Origin of the sequence: Holzapfeliella saturejae (genome assembly GCF_037546065.1) — a bacterium.
Lineage (GTDB): Bacteria > Bacillota > Bacilli > Lactobacillales > Lactobacillaceae > Holzapfeliella > Holzapfeliella saturejae.
The window spans coordinates 565,511-581,514 of the sequence record NZ_JAWMWG010000001.1; the positions used below are offsets into that span (position 1 = coordinate 565,511).

The following is a 16,004-nucleotide window of genomic DNA, read 5'->3' on the forward strand; positions in this document are numbered from 1 at the left end:
CCTAAGACTCGGGTGATAGATAATCTATCTTAATTTCCCGCTGAGGCCAGAAAATGATGCGAGTTTTGACTCCATACTTTTTTGGTATGGAGTCTTTCTAATGTGGTAGACAAAAATCATAATATAAAATTGGAATATAGTGAGGTGAAATAAATGAGTGAAGCAGCTATTGCTAAAAAAGCGCAACTTGTTGATGAAATTGTTGAAAAATTCAACGATGCAACTTCTGTTGTTATCATCGACTACTTAGGTCTAAACGTTGACCAAGTAACAAACATGCGTCGCGAATTACGTGAAAATGGCGTAGAAATGAAAGTTGTTAAAAACACAATTTTACGTCGTGCAGCTGATAAAGCAGGTTACGAAGGTCTTGATGAAACTTTCACAGGTCCTACTGCTGTAGCATTTTCTAACGATGATGCTGTAGCACCTGCACGTATCATTGCAAAATATGCTAAAGATATCGAAGCTCTTGAAATCAAGGGTGGAATTATCGAAGGTACTGTTGCATCTCTTGAACAAATTCAAGAAATTTCACAACTACCAGGTCACGATGGCCTACTATCAATGTTGTTATCAGTGCTTCAAGCACCTGTCCGCAACTTTGCTTATGCGGTTAAGAACGTTGCAGAATCAAAAGATGATGATGGTTCAGCCGCTTAATTAAATTAAAAATAATTTAGACTAATTATTATTCATTCGGAGGAAATAAAATGGCTTTAGATACACAAAAAATCATTGACCAAATTAAAGAAGCTAGCGTTCTTGAATTAAACGACCTAGTTAAAGCAATCGAAGAAGAATTTGGCGTTACAGCTGCTGCTCCTGTTGCTGCTGCTGCTGGTGCTGCTGGTGGCGATGCTGCTGCAGAACAAACAGAATTTGACGTTGAGCTAACTGAAACAGGTGGCGAAAAAGTTAAAGTTATTAAAGCAGTTCGTGAAATCACAGGTCTTGGCTTGAAAGATGCTAAAGGTCTTGTAGATGGCGCACCTTCAGTAATTAAAGAAGCTGCTGACAAAGATGCTGCTGAAGAAATGAAAGCTAAACTTGAAGAAGTTGGCGCAACAATTACTCTTAAATAATTGTTCATTTCCTAAAAAAGATGCAATCGTTATGATTGCATCTTTTTTTTATTCACTATAAAATTAAGAAAAAGAGTAATTGAGGAAATTAAAGAGATGGAAGAACAATACTTTACGCAAGCACCGACATCTGAACATCATTATCAAGAAGTGTCACTTGATTTAAATGATGTGCATTTGACATTTAAAACAGATAACGGTGTTTTTTCAAAAAATAGAATCGATTATGGCTCACTAGCTTTACTAAAAGCAATCACAAAATCTGCTGATTTTGTCTCAGGAATTCTGCTCGATTTAGGAACAGGATATGGCCCTATGGGGCTATATTTAGCTAAAACTTTCCCAGATCACTTAGTGCATATGGTTGATGTTAACGAACGAAGTCTGCAATTGGCTAAAGAAAATGCGAAAACCAATCAAATTGATAATATTAAGATTTATGAATCCAGTTGCTACGATAATGTTGAAGAGAAATTTGCCGGGATTGCAACTAATCCACCGATTCGTGCTGGAAAGACAATTGTTTCAACCATGTTAAAAGATGCTTTTGATCACTTAGTACCAGGGGGGCAATTATGGGCTGTTTTACAGAAAAAACAAGGGGCTCCTTCGGCTAAAAAATTAATGCAAGCAACTTTTGGTAACGTAAAAGTGGTAGCTAAAGATAAAGGGTATTATATTTTACAGTCAGTAAAGGAAGCTTAGATGATTTCAAAGGAAGATAAAAAACGGTTTATGCAGGCTGCTTTTGATGAAGCTGAAAAAGCACGTCAAAAAGACGAAGTGCCCATTGGCGCGGTTGTTGTAAAAGACGGTCAGATTATTGGAGTCGGTCACAACGAACGTGAAGAAAAGCAAGACGCTACACTTCATGCTGAGACAACGGCAATTAGAATGGCTTGTGAACGGTTAAAAAGTTGGCGACTAGAAGATTGTCAGATATTTGTGACACTAGAACCTTGTCCCATGTGTGCAGGGGCGATTATTAATAGTCGTATTGATACTGTCTATTATTCAGCTTTTGATCCTAAAGCGGGAGCATGTGGCTCAGTTCTTGATTTGTTTACAATCGAAAAATTGAATCATCACCCCAAAGCTCATGGTGGTCTATATTTAGATCAAGGAAAACAGTTATTAAAATCTTTTTTCCAAGATATCAGAAAACGACAAAAACTTTTAAAAAAGGGTAGAAATAATAATACAGATACGTTATGATAGATACTGGCCGTAGGGCCTTAGGCAATGTTGTCCTTATGAATCGTGTCAGGTTCGGAAGAAAGCAGCACTAAGTTTGTGATAGCATGTGCCTTTTAATGAAAATACAACAAACTCATAGCCGTATTGGCTATGAGTTTTTTACGTAAAGAGGGGAATTATGAGTTATCAAGCCTTATATCGAACATGGCGTCCACGTCAATTTAAAGATGTTATTGGACAAGAGGTCATTACCCAAACTTTAAAAAATGCATTAATAGCTGATAAAGTTAGTCACGCTTATTTATTTTCTGGCCCACGTGGAACAGGTAAAACAAGTTGTGCCAAAATTTTAGCTAAAGCTGTTAACTGTACGAATTTAACAGATGGGGAACCTTGTAACCAATGTGAAAACTGTATTGCTTCAGACAATGGCAGCTTAAATGATTTGCTTGAAATTGATGCTGCATCAAACAATGGTGTGGATGAAATTCGAGATATTCGTGATAAAGTTAAATATGCACCCTCACAAGGGCAATACAAAGTGTATATCATTGATGAAGTTCACATGCTTTCAATGGGCGCTTTTAATGCCTTATTAAAAACACTTGAAGAACCGCCTGAACATGTTATTTTTATTTTGGCGACAACTGAACTTCAAAAAGTGCCAGCAACTATTATTTCAAGAACACAAAAATTTATTTTTAAAAACCTACAAGTTACAACCATAGCTAATCATTTGATTGAAGTTTTAGATGATATGAACATTGAATATGAGTCTGAAGCAATTGAAATGATTGCCAAGGTTTCTGACGGTGGTATGCGAGATGCTTTAAGTATTTTAGATCAGATTATTTCGTTTAATTCTGATAATCGAGTGACAACTGCAGAAGTAGAAAAAACAACGGGTTATGCGAATACACAAGCTATAGAGAACTTATTAACGACCATTTTAGCTAAAGATCTGACAGCTAGTTTGAAACAGGGACTTGATTTACAAAATGAAGGTATTACCGTTAGAAATATTTTAACGGAAGCTATTAATGTTTTGACTGAGCTGTTATTAGCCCAAAAGAATGTCGCTCATCAAACGGAACTGGCAAAATTAGTTGAAGGCTCTTCACAAGAGCAACTGTTAGCTATGATTGAGTATGCTAATGAAGGGCTTAATAACCTGAAATATAGCACCCAACAAAAAACGATACTGGATGTTTTTGTTGTGAAGTCATTGAATTATTTACCGACAACTACAAATGCCAGTGATAGTCACATTCAAGAAGAAATAGGGACCTTAAATCAAAAATTGAGTCAGGCATTACAAGAGATTGAGCATTTAAAGACAAAACCTATTCAACAAAATCAGAACTCACAACCAGCAGTCAAGACACCAAAACCATCAGTTGAAAAAAAACGTCGTCACAATTATCAACAACAAGTTTATGATGTTTTAAGAACAGCTACTAAAGCAGATCTCAAACAAGTTGTCAGTGTATGGGAGGATGTTTTAAAAGCACTTGCACCTTCAAAACGTGCGATGATGGAAGTTTCAAAACCAGTAGCAGCTAGCCCTACTCAAGTGGTGATTGCGTTTGAGTATGACATTTGGTTTGAAAAAGTACTCGATGATCAAGAGTTACTTGATGAGTTAAATCGTTATCTAGAATTAGAACTGACAGAGTCTCGTCAAATTATTTTGGTTCCAACAGCAGAGTGGCCAGTTTTGAGACAAGACTTTTTGAAAAATCATAAAGATGAAATTCAATCGTCAAAACCGCAACAAGATGATAAAATACAAGAAGAGAAATCAGAAAGTGATGTTGTATCAAAAGCAAAAGAACTTTTTGGTTCAGAATTTATATCAATAAAAGATTAAGGAGATGTATTGCTTATGATGGGTGGCAGAAATATGGCCGGCATGATGAAACAAATGCAAAAAATGCAAAAAGAGGTTAAGAAAACACAAGATGCTTTAAACGAGCAAGAATTTGTGGGTAAATCAGCAAATGATTATGTGACTGCAACTTTTAAAGGTGACAAAACAATGATTGATTTACAAATTAACCCAGAAGTGATGGATCCAGAAGATCCAGATATGGCACAAGATTTAATTATTGATGCTGTAAACCAAGCAATCACACAAATCAATCAAGAAACAGAACAAAAATTAGGTAAATATACTAAAGGATTAATGTAAGAAAGTTAGGCGATGATATGCAATATCCTTTGCCAATCGCTAAATTAATCGAAAGTTATATGAAGCTACCGGGTATTGGTCAAAAGACAGCTACCCGGTTAGCTTTTTTTACATTGAATATGGAAAATGAAGATATTCAAGATTTTTCGAAGAGTTTAGTCGAGGTTAAAACAGAACTGCATTACTGTTCTATCTGTGGCAATATTACGCAAGCAGATCCTTGTGAAATTTGTCGAGATGAGCGTGTAGACCGGAGCACCATTTTGGTTGTAGAACAGCCCAAAGATATCTTATCATTTGAGAACATGGGCGAGTATTTTGGGCTATATCACGTCTTAAATGGTGTGCTTTCGCCAATGGATGGGGTATCTGTTGATGATTTAAATATCAAATCATTAATTAAACGACTACAAGATCATTCGGTTAAAGAAGTTATTTTAGCTTTAAATTCTTCTTCTGAAGGAGAAGCAACAGCTATGTACTTAAGTAAATTAATCAAGCCCTCTGGTATTAAGGTATCACGCTTAGCTAGCGGTCTTGCTGTAGGTTCAGACATTGAATATGCAGATGATTTAACTTTAAAGCGTGCGATGACAGGACGCCAAGAAGTTTAAAAATCAAATGAAATACCTTACAAAAAGACCCAAAAGTTAGACTGAACATCTAACCTTTTGGGTCTTTTTATTTTGGGTCCAGTTCCTAATTGATAAACCTTCAAAATTCAAGTAGAATTTTGTACTAAGGGAGTGTTCACAAATGACTGGACGATTTATTACTTTAGAAGGACCAGATGGCTCGGGAAAAAGTACAGCATTAAAACAATTAATTAAACTTTTTAATCAACAAGTACAAGATAACTTGATTTTAACTAGAGAACCTGGCGGTTCCCCTATAGCTGAGACCATTCGAGAAATTATTTTAAATCCTGATTATCCTGAAATGGATGATCGAACTGAAGCTTTGCTCTATGCAGCCTCAAGAAGACAGCATTTAGTTGAAACCGTTTTACCAGCATTACAAGCTAATAAAACGGTTATTAGTGATCGTTACTTAGATAGTTCACTGGCTTATCAAGGCGGTGGACGTGGATTAGGTATTGATAATGTCGCTCAAATGAATCAATTTGCGACTGAAAATAAGTTGCCAGATTTAACTTTATATTTTGATGTTAATCCGCAAATAGGATTAAGTCGTATTGACCAAAATCGTGAAAAAGATCGCCTTGAACAGCAAAAAGAATCGTTTCATCAACGAGTTTATGAAACTTACCAAGAACTTTATCGTCGTAACCCAGAGCGAATTATCAAAATTGATGCAAATCAATCCAAAGAACAAGTTGTTGATGATACAATTAAAGCAATGAAAAGCAGATTTCCTGAACTTTTTTAAAATCTGTTCGAGGAGGAGATTGAGATGAAGCTAATCACAGCAATTATACAAGATAAAGATGCTAGGGAATTGGAGAATTTGTTAACGAAAAACCAAATTGCAACAACTAAACTAGCCTCAAAAGGTGGTTTTTTGAAAGCTCAAAATGTGACATTTATGATGGCTGTAGCAGATGAGCAAGTCGATTATGTACTAGGCCTAATTAAAAGCACAGCCAAACGTCGTAAACAAATGACGACACCATCATTTAGTTTAGAAGTTATGGGTGAAGAATCAATGATGCAGCCTATAGAAATTGAAGTAGGTGGTGCAACAGTGATGGTGACACCTATTGAGCAATTCCACCAATACTAATAAGGATTGAAAGCATGTCACAAGTAATATTAGATAATTATAATCAAGCAGTTGCAAACAAACTCATACAAGCCAGCGATAAAAAAACATTGAGTCATGCGTACTTATTTGAAGCCATTCAGCATGATCAAGCGTTAGCTACTGCTCTTTTTTTAGGGGCCTATATGTTTTGTGAAACAACCCAAAAACCATGTCAAGAATGTTCGCAGTGTCAGAGGGTCTTAACGCATAATCATCCCGATGTTTTTGTGATTCAAAATGATAAGCAAACAATTGGTGTTGATGAGGTTCGTGAACTTAAATCAGAACTATCTAAAACACCAATTGAAGGCAAGCAACGACTATTTATTATTGACCGTGCTCAAAAGCTAACACAGCCGGCTGAAAATGCCTTGCTAAATATTTTAGAAGACCCTGCTTCAGATGTGGTGATGATTATGATTGCACCTAATCGTAAACAGTTGCTACCAACGATATTATCACGTTTGCAAATAGTTGAGTTTGACCAGCAATTAGCACAGTCTAATTGGGCTGATCGCTTATCATTAGTTCAAGCAAGTGACAAAGCGTTGCTTTTGGACTTACAAAATGCGGGTATTGAATTTAATCAACTTGAAGAATTCAATCAATTGGAAAGTTTCTTTCATGAGGTAAAACAGTTGCTGCAACAAATTATTTTAAAAGATCAAGCAGCCTATATTCATTTCCAGACTGTTATTAAACCGATGATTACAACTCCGTCTATGCAAGAGGTTTTTTTCAAAAGTTTAATGATTTTGGCTACACAGCAGTTGGAACAGCAACAAGAAGTCAGAGCTTTATCGCTGATTTCAGCGTTAATTGAAGTGTCGCATCGAAGACAATTTAATGTTAACTTTGACAGTTTAGTGGATTATTTATTTATTCAGACAATTTTTGCACCATATCAGGGGAGGGCCTAAGTATGACAGAACCATACCAACAATTTGATGAATTACTTAAGAAAATGCAACTGATGACAAGTTCAATGGAGTCATTAAATGAATCTATTTTAGATACTTTGAAAGAAAATACAGAACTTAAGGTTGAAAACCAGCTATTACGTGACAAAATTAATCAGATTGAAAATCATGAAGAGCCAGTTAAAGCCGCACCAAAAATGAATGCTTTGAAGAACTTAGAAGAAATCTACAATTCTGGTTATCATGTTTGTAACATGTATTATGGCTCACATCGTCAAGAACAAGAAGACTGCATGTTTTGTTTAGATTTATTGTTCCATCAAAGACAACAAAAGCAAGGATAAGTTATGAATAACCAAAATAGTTTTGAAAAATCTCAGACCGGGAAATTATACTTAGTGCCAACACCAATTGGTAATTTGTCAGATATCACATTTAGAGCGAAAGAAATTCTAAATGAAGTCGACTATATTGCAGCAGAAGATACCCGTCATACAGGTCAACTACTTAAAAATTTAGCAATCAAAAAACCAATGATTAGCTTTCACGAGCACAATACGCAAGAAAAAATTCCTGATATCCTATCATTACTTGAATCAGGACACACGATTGCACAAGTTAGTGATGCTGGAACGCCTGCTATTAGTGATCCAGGAGAATTACTGGCTAAAGCTGCTATTGAACAAGATTTGACTGTTATTTCGATTCCAGGGCCCGCAGCCTTTTTGACAGCCTTAGTTGCCTCAGGATTAGATGTTCAGCCATTTACTTATATTGGCTTTTTGCCAAGAAAGAAGACCCAACAGTTAGAAAAAATTGAAGAAATAAAAGCTATCACACACACCACGATTTTTTATGAGGCCCCTCATCGTTTGAAGAAAACCCTAGCTAATTTAGCTGAAGTTTTGGGTGAAAGTCGCCGAATTGTTTTGGCAAGAGAATTAACAAAGATTCATGAGCAATATTTAAGAGGTACGATTGCTGAAATTAGTGAGTACTACCAAACTAATGAGCCTCGTGGAGAATATGTTTTGTTGGTTGAAGGGATGCAAGAAGCAACCGAAGAAACCGTTACACCAGAAGAATTGATTAATGAGGTTAATCAAAGCGTTGCTTCTGGTGTTTCTAAAAAAGACGCGATTAAAGAAGTTGCTAAACAATACAAAATTTCTAAAAATGAACTTTATGAGTTATATCATCGCAAATAAAAGGAGTAATTGATGCCACGTTATTACGAAAAAAAACACCAAATTCAATTTTATGAAGTAGACGTTACCAGTCATTTGACTTTGTCATCATTGCTTAATCTTGTCATTGCAGCCTCTGGTGAACATTTAGAAGAAATTGGCGTTTCAGCAGATGACCTGATTAAGAAGCATTTAGGCTGGGTTGTGACACAATATCATATGTCTATTAAGAAAATGCCCAAAAATGGGCAAACAATTTATATTAAAACAGCTGCTATGGAGTATAATCGTTATTTTTGTTATCGCAGTTACTGGTTATATGATGACAATCATGAAGAACTATTAGAAATTAATAGTGTTTGGATTATGTTAGACTTGCAGACTCGTAAAATGATGCCCTCTGATCCAGATATCATGCTAAAAACAGGTGCTGAAGAAATTCGTCGTCCTCAAAAATTTCCTCGAATTAAATTACCTAAAGACCAGTTAGTGGCGGATAAATCTTACTTCGTAGAATATTTTAATATCGATGAAAACGAACACGTCAGCAATTCACATTACTTTGATTGGATGATTTCTAGTTTGCCCTTATCTTTTATTAAGGCTAATCAAATTAAATCGTTAGATATCAAATATGAGCATGAAATTTTATACCATGACAGTCCTAAAAGCTATGTGCATTTTGATCAAGAAACAAATAAAAGCTACCATAAAATCACTAATGGCGACCTAACTGCTGCTGAGTGTATTATTCAATGGTAAAAAAATAACTTGTCGATTTTTCGACAAGTTATTTTTTTATGAAGTGGCATTGTTTACAAATTCGGCTAATTCATCACCTTGCATCCCTGCACTCAATCCAACTAATAGCTTAATGCGAGCTTTTTGGCCATTAAGTCCACGGCAAAAAATAACGCCCATTTCTTTAAGTTCAACACCACCACCAACATAATGATAAACATCTTCAGCAATACCATTAAAGCAACGAGAAACAAGTACGATAGGAATATTCTTGTCTAGTAGATTTTGGATAGCAGGCAGTGTTTGAGGTGGTAAGTTACCAGCTCCCAAAGCTTCAATGACAACCCCTTTAGTTTTAGGATGGTCAAGTAGTTCAAACTGTAGCGGACTCATTCCAGCATAAGCTTTGACTAAAAAGACTTCTTCAGTCAGTTCAGTCACTTCAGCTGTTGTTTGAGCAATTAATTCTTGGAAAAAATGTACCCGGTTTTTACTAATTAACCCAATAGGACCAAATGTTGGTGTGCGAAATGTTGCAACATTTGTTGTATGTGTTTTAGTGACATAACGAGCAGTATGAACTTCATCATTCATCACAATTAGAACGCCTTTATTTTTAGCATTGTCACTAGCTGCAGTTAAAATAGCACTTTGAAAGTTGTGTAATCCATCGCTACCAATTTCATTAGAAGAACGCATTGCACCAGTTAGGACAACAGGTAAGTTGTTAGGCAATGTTAAATCAAGAAAATAAGCCGTTTCTTCTAGAGTATCAGTACCATGAGTGATGACGACACCATCAATTCCTTCTTCATCAACACCTTTTTGGATACGTTTTTTGAGTTGTAACATATGTTTAGGTGCAATGTGGGGAGAGGGAAGGTTGAAAATATCTTCGACGACAAGTTCAATCTCAAAATCAAAATGATGTGTTAAATTTAATAATGGATTTTGTTCATTTTGAATCACTTCACCCGCTTCATTTTCAGACATTGAAATGGTACCACCTGTATGAAGTACTAAAATTTTTTTCATTCATAAAACCCCTTTATATCAGTTCCTATTACCATGTTTATTATATTTTATCAATAATGTAAGTGAATTACTAATATGCTAAAATTAACTTATTAATAAATTCTTAAACATTGGATAGCTAAGGGAGAACTAACTTAATGAAGAATAAAAGTCTGAGTAATATTAATTTTGTGGTAATATTTGCTTTAATGGTTGCCATCAGTGTTGTACTACAAAAAATAACTTTTGGAACACCAATTACACAAGTTGGATTAGGATTTATCGGAACAGCTTTAATGGGAAGATTTTTTGGTCCTGTATGGGCTGGAATTGGTGCTGGATTAGCTGATGTTCTAAACTCCATTATTTTGGGTGTATTAGGTGGGTTTTATCCTGGATTTACACTATCTGCAATTGCAACAGGTGTTATCTATGGCCTGTTTTTATACAGACAGCATCTTGCTGATAATTGGAAAAATGGGTGGCGAATTATCGCAAGCGTATTAGTGGTGACTGTTGTTGTTTATATGGTGATGAATACATTGTGGATTACACATATGACTAATGGTAATTTTGCTCATTTATTTGGTATTCGATTACCTAAACAATTGATTCTACCTTGGATTCAGATGCTGATTTTAATGATAATCACAATTGCACTAGACCGTGTTAAAATAGAATCAATATTAAACAGATATTCTAAGTAAAGAAAGTGAAGCGAAAATAGTGAACGTATTAGCAATGAGTACAGCTACAAGTCAATTATCCGTAGCTTTAAAAACTCACGCACAAGTGATTGAAGAAAACAAAACTGACAGTCGTAATCATAGTATTCATTTAATGCCTACCATTGAAAAGTTATTAAACCAAGAACAACTAACCTTAAGCGATATTGATGCTTTTGTGGTAGCTAAAGGACCTGGTTCTTACACCGGTGTTCGTATTGGTGTTACAGCGGCTAAAACAATGGCAAAGGTATTAGATAAAGAGCTATATGGTGTTTCAACTTTGGCTCTTTTAGCTCGTAATAGTTCAGATGAGCAAGCTTTAATTGTTCCTGTAATTGATGCTCGTAACCACAATTTTTTTGCGGCAGCTTACACAGTGAATCATCAAGGCCATTATGAAGAGCAATTAAAAGAACAACATATTGGATTTAAAGATCTAGTCAATGAGTTAACCAAAAAAGCAAAGGTATTAGGCAAGACGAAGTTAGTATTTGTTGGAGAATCTTTAGAGTCCCAACAAGAAGCTTTTCCTAACTTCTTTGAACCAAAAGAAGTTAGTCTTGAAGTTTGTCCTGATAGCTTAGTTCATGCTGAATCAGCTATTGCCATGACTGATCAACTAACTCCTGAAGTTATTGATCAATTTGTCCCTGAATATTTAAGAAAAACACAAGCAGAGACTGATTGGGCAAAAACCCATGGTAGCCATGATGGTGATCAGTATGTTGAAGAGGTTTAGGACAATCTTAGGATTTAGTCAGTTATTTTTTAGCTTACCAATTCATGAACAGCCACTTTATCTGAAACTTCAAGATGACACATTTAAGTTAATCAAAGCAGACTTAATGCATTTAGATGATTTAATGGCAGCACAATATCAAATTTATCAAAGTTCACCTTGGGATAAGTTTGCCTTTCGACAGGAGTTATTGAATACGCATCGCCGACTATACTTAGCTTTATTTTGTCAAAATAAGCTAGTGGGTTATATTGGGGTTAAGTTTACGCCTGCTTTTCGTGAAGCTCATATTACAAATGTTGGCATTATTCCTGAGTATCAAAATCGACACTTAGGTCAGCATCTAATTCAGTTAGTTTGTGATTATGCCAAGCAGTTAAACCTCAATAAAGTGAACTTAGAAGTTCGGATTGATAATGAAAAAGCCCAGTACATTTATCAAAAAATGGGTTTTAATAAAGTTAGAATTAGAAAAAATTATTACTATTTAGAGAAAATTGACGGGGTCACAATGGTGAAACCCTTATAAAGGAATTGAACAAACGTCATGAGTGAAACAGAGCAAAATTTAATTTTAGCATTTGAAACAAGTTGTGATGAAACAAGTGTCTCAGTCATTAAAAACGGCACAGAAATTTTATCTAATATGATTGCCACACAAATTAAAAGCCATCAACGATTTGGTGGAATTGTTCCAGAAGTGGCTAGTCGCCATCATGTTGAAGTCATTACAGCTTTAACTGCTGAAGCACTTGAAGAAGCAGAGGTGACTTACCAAGATTTAGATGCTGTTGCTGTAACTAAAGGTCCAGGACTTGTCGGGGCACTTTTGATTGGGATTTCAGCAGCAAAATCGATTGCAATGGCTTATAATTTACCATTAATTGGAACTAATCATATTGCGGGACATATCAAAGCAGCTAACTTGGTCGATACGATTGAATATCCAGCCTTAGCTTTAGTAGTTTCAGGCGGACATACCGAGTTAGTCTCTATGAAAACACCTAGTGATTATGAAATCATTGGTGATACCCGAGATGATGCTGCTGGTGAATCCTATGATAAAGTCGGTCGTGTTATGGGTATCAACTATCCTGCAGGTAAAACAATTGATGAAATGGCTCATCAAGGGTCTGAAACCTTTGACTTTCCACGTGCTATGATAAAAGAGGATAATTATGATTTTAGTTTTAGCGGACTAAAAAGTGCTTTCATCAATACCGTTCATCATGCTGATCAAGTGGGTGAGACATTAGATAAAAATGACTTAGCGACAAGTTTTCAAAGTGCGGTTGTGGAGGTATTGGTTCATAAAACAGTCAAAGCGATTGCCGAATACCAACCTAAAACATTCATTTTAGCTGGAGGGGTAGCGGCTAATCAAGGATTGAGACAAGCTTTAACTGAAGCAATCAATCAGCAATATCCAGATTTAAAAGTTATTATTCCGCCACTTCGTCTATGTGGTGATAATGCGGCGATGATAGGAGCTGCAGCTTACCAACAATTTTTAGATCAAGATTTCAGTGATATGAGTTTAAATGCTGAACCAGGTCTTGAATTTCCTTATGAAGGAGAATAAAAAATAACCATCTTTTGTTGAAGAGATGGTTATTTTTTATGGCTTCAATGAACTTTTTTAAAAGAAAAATAAAGGAGTTCTAAAGGTTTTTTTAGTTTATGTATTTATTAATAAAAGTATGATAAGTTAAAAGTAATGAATTGGAGAGTCGATTCAAAAACAAAAGGGTTATATTTAGGGGGATTTTTTGATGAAGCGTTTATTTGTCTTCGTCTCGTTTTTATGTTTGTCTATTTTTTTAGCATTTTCGATTAATGCTAGTAAAGAAGTGCTTTATTATGCGGATTATCCAAGTGTCATAGTTAAGGGTCTTTCTAAGACAAAAGAAGTTGCAAATCGAGAAAAATTAGTCAATCAATTGCAACAATTAGGACAAGAGAGTAATAGTTTGATAGCAAGAAGAGTTGTAGCACCCAATGATCAAGGGGTGCAGCGGTTTACATACGATCCTTATGGTACTGGGAGTCTACCTGTTGGACTTAATCGGGCTACTCAAGAAGAAGCAAATTCTAGTAGTTTAGCTAACAGTTATTTAATTGTTTCAGGTAGTTTAACGGCAAGACAACTAGAGCAAAAAATGAATGAATCAGGGTATGAAACAAAATCATATGAAGGGAATCGAAATCTTTTTGATAATATTTTATATGTATCAATTAATGAAACAACATTTATTTCATTATTAATCTTCGTTCTGACTTTTATTGGCACTTCATTAGTAGTTAGAATTAAAAGATTAAGATATGCAGGAATTGAACTTGTTTCAGGGAAGTCAATTTTGAAAATTGTAATCAAGCCGGTTCATGATGATTTTCTAACGATTATGGGCAGTATAATTTTAACGACAAGTCTAGGATTTGGCTTATTAAGTTATTTACATGTCTTTTCTTGGAAATTGCTTGGACTATTAACTGTGACGTTATTAACTTATGGAACAATATTACTATTTTTATCGATTATATTAACTTTAATCGAAATTTTGAGTTTAAAGAGATCATCCTTAATGAGGGTTATAAAAGGCAGCTTACCGACTAAATCATTAATGGCAACTATGTTAGTCAGTCAATTTTTATCTATTATGATGTTGATTTTGGTGATGATATTTGGGTTGAAATTTTATAGCGATTATCAGGATTTAGCTAAATCAGAGCAAAAGTGGGAACAATATCCAAATTATTATAATGCGACGTTTGGACTAGGTGGAGGAGAAGAGGATATTATTAAATATTATACACCGTTTCAAGAGTTGGCCACAGATGCTATAACTAATCATGATGCAATATTAATCAAAAAGAATTATCAACAACCTAAGACTATGGAACAACAAATGGCAGTTATGGAAGATAAATCAAGAATTGAGTCTTTGTATGTTAATCTTAATTATTTGAATCATGAAGATATTGAAATAGGCTCAGAATTTCAAAATAAGGTTAGTAACTTTCAAGAGGGTGATTTTGCTTTAGTTTTACCTAAAAAATTAACAAGTCAAAAGCAAGCTATCGTTGAAAAATATAAAGCAGAGATTCAAGATTATGCTAGTGAAACTAGCGATATCAAATCTAATAAGCTTTATTCAGTAAAAGAACCTCTTGTCGAATTTGTTGAAGATAATCAAGAGCGGTTTTTGTTTAATAAATCAAATCTTGACGGCTTACAATTTGCAATTGATCCCGTAATGGTTGTAATTAATGACAAATCTATTTCAAGATCGATGCCAAGTTACTTTTTTTGGGGTATTGGTGCCATTAACGATGTTTACTATAAAAATTACGATGAAACAATTGCGTTATTAAAAAAATATCAGGTTTATCAAGAAGTATCTTACTTAGAAAATATTAAGTTTCAATACTTAAATAATACTATGAACTTAGAGTTAAATTGATTTCAATTTTAGCTGGGGCAATTTTGGCAATTGTAACCAGTGTCATTTTGTTTAGTGCCATGAACCTGCTTTATTTTGAACAATTTAGACGAGAAATATTCATCAAGAAGATTAGTGGTCTATCTTTCTTTGAAATTCATAAAAAGTACTTAAGCTTTGAACTAGTCACGTTAGGTTTAGGAGCAGGAATCCCCGTGATTTTGGGTGCTAATAGCCTAATAGCAATGGTTGCTTTAGCAGTTATGATACTAGTACTTGCTATTTTGTTATTTATTCAAAATAAAAAAGAACAACAAACGGCAATGACAGTAATGAAGGGAAAATAAGAATGATAAAAGTTGAAAATGTTACAAAAGATTTTGATAATCGTGAATTGTTTACGAATTTAAATTTGAATTTTGAAAAAGGAAAAGTCTATGCGTTAATTGGTCCCAGTGGAAGTGGTAAAACAACACTACTTAATATGATTGGTCATCTTGAAAAAATTACGAGTGGCGACGTTATTTATAATGGGAAGTCATTGAAATCAATTTCAGCACATCGTTATTTTAGAAACGAGTTAGGCTACTTATTTCAAAATTTTGGTTTATTAGAAGCACAATCAATTAAAGATAATTTAGATTTAGGACTTGTTGGACAAAAAGTTAAAAAACAAGAACGAATTGAACGACAAAAATTAGCTTTAAAACAAGTTAATTTAAGTTATCTTGACTTGAATCAAAAAATATTTGAATTATCTGGCGGGGAAGCCCAGCGTGTTGCGGTCGCTAAGGTTATTTTGAAAAATCCACCACTTATTTTAGCTGACGAACCAACCGCAGCACTTGATCCAAAAAATGGACAAGAGTTGATGGACTTATTGTTATCTCTTAAAAATGAAAATCGAACAATTATCATCGCAACGCATAATCAAATGATTTGGGAAAGTGCTGATGAAGTAATTGATTTAAGAAATTATCGTAATTAAAAAAGGCGAG

21 protein-coding genes, 1 other RNA gene and 1 other annotated feature (1 of these 23 cut by a window edge) are annotated in these 16,004 nt (G+C 34.7%); of the genes, 21 read left to right on the forward strand and 1 reads right to left on the reverse strand.

Features of this window, described 5'->3' with window-relative positions; translation table 11 throughout:
* Positions 1-108, forward strand: a sequence feature (ribosomal protein L10 leader region) (it extends 18 nt beyond the left edge of the window).
* Positions 109-153: 45 nt separating this feature from the next.
* From rplJ to R4Y45_RS02810, 14 genes are all read left to right on the forward strand, one after another.
* Complete coding sequence (gene rplJ / locus R4Y45_RS02745) at positions 154-663, forward strand: 50S ribosomal protein L10 (RefSeq protein WP_339969032.1); 510 nt, start codon at positions 154-156, stop codon at positions 661-663.
* Positions 664-713: 50 nt separating this feature from the next.
* Positions 714-1,085 carry a 50S ribosomal protein L7/L12 gene (gene rplL, locus R4Y45_RS02750; protein ID WP_339969034.1) on the forward strand — a complete coding sequence of 124 codons (372 nt, stop codon included), beginning with the start codon at positions 714-716 and terminating at the stop codon, positions 1,083-1,085.
* 96 nt (positions 1,086-1,181) lie between these two features.
* Positions 1,182-1,790: a class I SAM-dependent methyltransferase gene (locus R4Y45_RS02755; protein WP_339969037.1), complete on the forward strand. Its 609-nt coding sequence runs from the start codon at positions 1,182-1,184 to the stop codon at positions 1,788-1,790.
* Complete coding sequence (locus R4Y45_RS02760; RefSeq protein ID WP_339969039.1) at positions 1,791-2,300, forward strand: nucleoside deaminase; 510 nt, start codon at positions 1,791-1,793, stop codon at positions 2,298-2,300.
* A gap of 16 nt (positions 2,301-2,316) precedes the next feature.
* Positions 2,317-2,400: signal recognition particle sRNA small type (ffs, locus tag R4Y45_RS02765), an RNA gene on the forward strand.
* Between the two features lie 60 nt (positions 2,401-2,460).
* Positions 2,461-4,152 carry a DNA polymerase III subunit gamma/tau gene (gene dnaX / locus R4Y45_RS02770; RefSeq protein ID WP_339969041.1) on the forward strand — a complete coding sequence of 564 codons (1,692 nt, stop codon included), beginning with the start codon at positions 2,461-2,463 and terminating at the stop codon, positions 4,150-4,152.
* Positions 4,153-4,167: 15 nt separating this feature from the next.
* The gene (locus tag R4Y45_RS02775) at positions 4,168-4,473 is read left to right on the forward strand and encodes a YbaB/EbfC family nucleoid-associated protein (protein ID WP_339969043.1); all 306 of its coding nucleotides are present in this window, start codon (positions 4,168-4,170) and stop codon (positions 4,471-4,473) included.
* A gap of 17 nt (positions 4,474-4,490) precedes the next feature.
* Positions 4,491-5,087 (forward strand): recombination mediator RecR, encoded by a 597-nt coding sequence (gene recR, locus R4Y45_RS02780; protein ID WP_339969045.1) that lies wholly within the window; start codon positions 4,491-4,493, stop codon positions 5,085-5,087.
* 142 nt (positions 5,088-5,229) lie between these two features.
* Complete coding sequence (gene tmk, locus R4Y45_RS02785) at positions 5,230-5,862, forward strand: dTMP kinase (protein ID WP_339969047.1); 633 nt, start codon at positions 5,230-5,232, stop codon at positions 5,860-5,862.
* A 24-nt stretch (positions 5,863-5,886) separates the two neighbouring features.
* On the forward strand, positions 5,887-6,216 hold the full coding sequence (locus tag R4Y45_RS02790) for a cyclic-di-AMP receptor (RefSeq protein WP_339969050.1): 330 nt from the start codon (positions 5,887-5,889) through the stop codon (positions 6,214-6,216).
* A 14-nt stretch (positions 6,217-6,230) separates the two neighbouring features.
* The gene (locus R4Y45_RS02795; protein WP_339969052.1) at positions 6,231-7,157 is read left to right on the forward strand and encodes a hypothetical protein; all 927 of its coding nucleotides are present in this window, start codon (positions 6,231-6,233) and stop codon (positions 7,155-7,157) included.
* Between the two features lie 2 nt (positions 7,158-7,159).
* A complete protein-coding gene (locus R4Y45_RS02800) occupies positions 7,160-7,501 on the forward strand; it encodes an initiation control protein YabA (RefSeq protein ID WP_339969054.1) in 342 nt (113 codons plus the stop codon).
* A 3-nt stretch (positions 7,502-7,504) separates the two neighbouring features.
* Positions 7,505-8,365: a 16S rRNA (cytidine(1402)-2'-O)-methyltransferase gene (rsmI, locus tag R4Y45_RS02805; RefSeq protein ID WP_339969056.1), complete on the forward strand. Its 861-nt coding sequence runs from the start codon at positions 7,505-7,507 to the stop codon at positions 8,363-8,365.
* Positions 8,366-8,377: 12 nt separating this feature from the next.
* Complete coding sequence (locus R4Y45_RS02810) at positions 8,378-9,106, forward strand: acyl-[acyl-carrier-protein] thioesterase (RefSeq protein WP_339969058.1); 729 nt, start codon at positions 8,378-8,380, stop codon at positions 9,104-9,106.
* 36 nt (positions 9,107-9,142) lie between these two features.
* Here R4Y45_RS02810 and R4Y45_RS02815 read toward each other — a convergent pair whose 3' ends face one another.
* A complete protein-coding gene (locus R4Y45_RS02815) occupies positions 9,143-10,120 on the reverse strand; it encodes an asparaginase (protein ID WP_339969060.1) in 978 nt (325 codons plus the stop codon).
* 137 nt (positions 10,121-10,257) lie between these two features.
* Between R4Y45_RS02815 and R4Y45_RS02820 the strand changes: the two genes are divergently transcribed.
* From R4Y45_RS02820 to R4Y45_RS02850, 7 genes are all read left to right on the forward strand, one after another.
* A complete protein-coding gene (locus R4Y45_RS02820) occupies positions 10,258-10,806 on the forward strand; it encodes a folate family ECF transporter S component (protein ID WP_339969062.1) in 549 nt (182 codons plus the stop codon).
* A 34-nt stretch (positions 10,807-10,840) separates the two neighbouring features.
* Positions 10,841-11,566, forward strand: coding sequence for a tRNA (adenosine(37)-N6)-threonylcarbamoyltransferase complex dimerization subunit type 1 TsaB (gene tsaB / locus R4Y45_RS02825; protein WP_339969064.1), 726 nt, complete (start codon positions 10,841-10,843; stop codon positions 11,564-11,566).
* Positions 11,535-12,095 carry a ribosomal protein S18-alanine N-acetyltransferase gene (gene rimI / locus R4Y45_RS02830; protein WP_339969066.1) on the forward strand — a complete coding sequence of 187 codons (561 nt, stop codon included), beginning with the start codon at positions 11,535-11,537 and terminating at the stop codon, positions 12,093-12,095. Before tsaB ends, rimI begins: the two co-directional genes overlap by 32 nt.
* A gap of 18 nt (positions 12,096-12,113) precedes the next feature.
* A complete protein-coding gene (gene tsaD, locus R4Y45_RS02835; RefSeq protein WP_339969068.1) occupies positions 12,114-13,148 on the forward strand; it encodes a tRNA (adenosine(37)-N6)-threonylcarbamoyltransferase complex transferase subunit TsaD in 1,035 nt (344 codons plus the stop codon).
* A 190-nt stretch (positions 13,149-13,338) separates the two neighbouring features.
* Positions 13,339-15,027: a hypothetical protein gene (locus tag R4Y45_RS02840; protein ID WP_339969070.1), complete on the forward strand. Its 1,689-nt coding sequence runs from the start codon at positions 13,339-13,341 to the stop codon at positions 15,025-15,027.
* Complete coding sequence (locus tag R4Y45_RS02845) at positions 15,024-15,353, forward strand: DUF1430 domain-containing protein (RefSeq protein WP_339969072.1); 330 nt, start codon at positions 15,024-15,026, stop codon at positions 15,351-15,353. Before R4Y45_RS02840 ends, R4Y45_RS02845 begins: the two co-directional genes overlap by 4 nt.
* 2 nt (positions 15,354-15,355) lie before the next feature.
* Positions 15,356-15,994, forward strand: a complete 639-nt coding sequence (locus tag R4Y45_RS02850) for an ABC transporter ATP-binding protein (RefSeq protein ID WP_339969074.1) — start codon at positions 15,356-15,358, stop codon at positions 15,992-15,994.
* The last annotated feature ends 10 nt before the right edge of the window (positions 15,995-16,004 follow it).

Bases quoted from the DNA above. Each gene is read 5' to 3' on its own strand.
- R4Y45_RS02820 (WP_339969062.1), top strand. From the start codon at position 10,258: ATGAAGAATAAAAGTCTGAGTAATATTAATTTTGTGGTAATATTTGCT.
- rplJ (WP_339969032.1), top strand. From the start codon at position 154: ATGAGTGAAGCAGCTATTGCTAAAAAAGCGCAACTTGTTGATGAAATT.
- R4Y45_RS02795 (WP_339969052.1), top strand. From the start codon at position 6,231: ATGTCACAAGTAATATTAGATAATTATAATCAAGCAGTTGCAAACAAA.
- R4Y45_RS02810 (WP_339969058.1), top strand. From the start codon at position 8,378: ATGCCACGTTATTACGAAAAAAAACACCAAATTCAATTTTATGAAGTA.
- R4Y45_RS02775 (WP_339969043.1), top strand. From the start codon at position 4,168: ATGATGGGTGGCAGAAATATGGCCGGCATGATGAAACAAATGCAAAAA.
- R4Y45_RS02800 (WP_339969054.1), top strand. From the start codon at position 7,160: ATGACAGAACCATACCAACAATTTGATGAATTACTTAAGAAAATGCAA.
- dnaX (WP_339969041.1), top strand. From the start codon at position 2,461: ATGAGTTATCAAGCCTTATATCGAACATGGCGTCCACGTCAATTTAAA.
- rimI (WP_339969066.1), top strand. From the start codon at position 11,535: ATGATGGTGATCAGTATGTTGAAGAGGTTTAGGACAATCTTAGGATTT.
- rplL (WP_339969034.1), top strand. From the start codon at position 714: ATGGCTTTAGATACACAAAAAATCATTGACCAAATTAAAGAAGCTAGC.
- R4Y45_RS02790 (WP_339969050.1), top strand. From the start codon at position 5,887: ATGAAGCTAATCACAGCAATTATACAAGATAAAGATGCTAGGGAATTG.
- R4Y45_RS02840 (WP_339969070.1), top strand. From the start codon at position 13,339: ATGAAGCGTTTATTTGTCTTCGTCTCGTTTTTATGTTTGTCTATTTTT.
- rsmI (WP_339969056.1), top strand. From the start codon at position 7,505: ATGAATAACCAAAATAGTTTTGAAAAATCTCAGACCGGGAAATTATAC.
- recR (WP_339969045.1), top strand. From the start codon at position 4,491: ATGCAATATCCTTTGCCAATCGCTAAATTAATCGAAAGTTATATGAAG.
- R4Y45_RS02850 (WP_339969074.1), top strand. From the start codon at position 15,356: ATGATAAAAGTTGAAAATGTTACAAAAGATTTTGATAATCGTGAATTG.
- R4Y45_RS02755 (WP_339969037.1), top strand. From the start codon at position 1,182: ATGGAAGAACAATACTTTACGCAAGCACCGACATCTGAACATCATTAT.
- R4Y45_RS02760 (WP_339969039.1), top strand. From the start codon at position 1,791: ATGATTTCAAAGGAAGATAAAAAACGGTTTATGCAGGCTGCTTTTGAT.
- R4Y45_RS02815 (WP_339969060.1), bottom strand. From the start codon at position 10,120: ATGAAAAAAATTTTAGTACTTCATACAGGTGGTACCATTTCAATGTCT.
- tsaD (WP_339969068.1), top strand. From the start codon at position 12,114: ATGAGTGAAACAGAGCAAAATTTAATTTTAGCATTTGAAACAAGTTGT.
- tsaB (WP_339969064.1), top strand. From the start codon at position 10,841: ATGAGTACAGCTACAAGTCAATTATCCGTAGCTTTAAAAACTCACGCA.
- tmk (WP_339969047.1), top strand. From the start codon at position 5,230: ATGACTGGACGATTTATTACTTTAGAAGGACCAGATGGCTCGGGAAAA.